This window comes from Mesorhizobium sp. WSM4809 (assembly GCF_055811655.1).
In genome coordinates, this window is record NZ_JBVVQW010000048.1 from 1 (window position 1) to 2,149 (window position 2,149).

Annotated in this window: 2 protein-coding genes and 1 pseudogene; all 3 read left to right on the plus strand. The window is 53.1% G+C overall.

Annotated elements, in window-relative coordinates; translation table 11 throughout:
• Positions 1–187: pseudogene (locus AC0L24_RS33745) on the plus strand (hypothetical protein); the annotation flags it as partial.
• 208 nt (positions 188–395) lie between these two features.
• Entirely contained in the window at positions 396–1,709 is a 1,314-nt protein-coding gene (locus AC0L24_RS33750) for a diaminobutyrate--2-oxoglutarate transaminase (protein WP_473565066.1), read from the plus strand.
• Between the two features lie 225 nt (positions 1,710–1,934).
• Positions 1,935–2,149 (plus strand): hypothetical protein (locus AC0L24_RS33755; protein ID WP_473565068.1); only part of this gene is annotated, 215 nt, incomplete at its 3' end.

A 2,149-nucleotide genomic window follows, 5' to 3' on the forward strand; every position in this document is an offset into this window, starting at 1 on the left:
TGGGTTGGCGTCAACAACCAAACCCTACCGGAAAGCGCCGATGACCACCGCAAAGCCGCTCGCTCGCTACAGCGCTACCGAGGGCGCGCTCGCGAACGGCTTCACTACCGCCGAGCTACACCACCTGTGGGGACACGACCATTTGTCGTACCTTATTGCTGCGGCATGCGATTCGGAACAGCGGTGAAGCTACTAGCTTTGATAGGCTCATTCTTCGCTGCGATCCGATAAATCAGCGCAAGCGTTTTGGGAGTGCAAATCGAACAATGTAAGGACTCGGCGAGATCTGCGGGCGCATGTGTACGTCCATTGGACAAGCCCCAAGAAGCGCACTTGTTCTTCTACCCACTTGTGAAGGCGAAGTTATGAGCAGAGTTACTGGCAGATCACGTGAAATGAATGATTTCGACTCACTGGAATCGAACCTGCGGTTGCACTCCCGTTCTCTCCCGGTTTTCTTTAGCAGAGCGCGGGGTTCCCTCATATTAACGGATAGTGGTCGGAAAATCATTGATTTCCTCGCTGGCGCTCTCAATTATGGCCACAACAATCACAAGATCCGAGCGGACATCATAGAGTACCTAGAGTCGGATGCCGTGGTCCATGAGCTTGACATGGCGACCCCTGCAAAACTCAACTTCATTGAAACCTTCAACTCGGTTATACTTCAGCACCGCGCTCTCAATTACCGGCTCCATTTCACCGGGCCAACAGGCGCGGATGCCATCCAGGCGGCTTTAACGCTCTCCCGCAAAGTCACAGGACGTAAAAACATCGTTTCATTCGCGAATGGATACCATGGCCTGAGTTTGGAAGCGGTTGCTGCAACCGGTAGCCGTTTTCAACCCACAGCCAGCGGGCTTTCTTTGGCTGGCGTAACTATTCTGCCCTATGATGGCTATTTTGGTACAGTTGTTGATACGGCCGATTACGCGAGAAAGGTATTGATGGACAAACGCAGTGGAATCGATTGTCCGGCGGCCATTATCGTCGAATGTGTACAGGGCGACGGAGGTATGAACGCAGCACGTAAGGAGTGGTTGCGATCAATTGAAGCAATCGCAAAAGACAATGAAGCCCTTTTCATCATCAACGATGTTCACATGGGCTGCGGCCGTACAGGCGAGTTTTTTAGCTTCGAGTTTGCGGGGTTGTCGCCAGACATTATCGTATTATCGGATTCGTTAAGTGGATACGGTCTTCCCCTTTCCGTATTGCTGGTAAACGATGAGATTGACGCACGGCCGAGGGGAGAACACACTGACACGTTTATTGGCAATAGTCTTGCCTTTGCATCGGCAGCTGCAGCTATAAATATTTATTGGCGGGATAGTACTTTCGCCGATTGCGTCAAGCGTATAGGCGAAATCATGCGGCACCGACTTGAAGTCATTTCTCTCAAGTACGAAGGCGGCTTTGCTGTTCGAGGGCGGGGCATGGCGTTGGGCTTTGATTGCCGAATGGCAGGACTCGCAGAAGCGACTGCACGCGCGGCATTTGATAAGGGATTGTTGATCGAGCGATGCGATCCCGCTGATGAAGTCATAACATTTTTGCCTGCACTTACAGTCGACACTGAACTACTAAATGAAGGTCTCGAGATATTCGAAGAATCTTTGGCTGAAGCACTGAAACAGACTCCGAGCGGCCGTTTCAGGCCGCCCTGCCGGACGCTGCCTGCTGTTCAGTCCGCATCGCAGCCGATCTGACAGCACCGATGGGACCCGCCGCAGTACAGTTTTGCCTACATCTTGGGACGGCTGGACAGACATTTTGTGTTCCAGGTGTTGCTCGGCCGTGCCTCCTTGGCGCGCTATTCTCCGGTTGCCATTCAGCATGATCCGCCACGATCCGAGCTCGCTTGATCGACTGCATCGAGAGATCGTTTGCGGCGGTTGATTGGGCGCGCCGGGTTCGCGTTCCGAGACGGGCGGATGTATTCTACCGCCGAGCGGAAGCCTTTCGGGACGCGCCGAGAGGGACTGTTATGGCGCAGGCTTTTGGGATTCAGAATTGTTCTTCGTGCGAGGATTGAAGCCAAATGCCACTGGGAAACCACAAAAGGCTTTGAACCTATGGTAGATCATTCACACGGTGATCATGGGGTCATCGAGGTTAGTGCCTATGACGCGGTCGGTTCGATTGCAAC

Excerpts from the sequence above, each read along its gene's own strand:
- AC0L24_RS33750 (WP_473565066.1), top strand. The coding sequence starts at position 396 with ATGAATGATTTCGACTCACTGGAATCGAACCTGCGGTTGCACTCCCGT.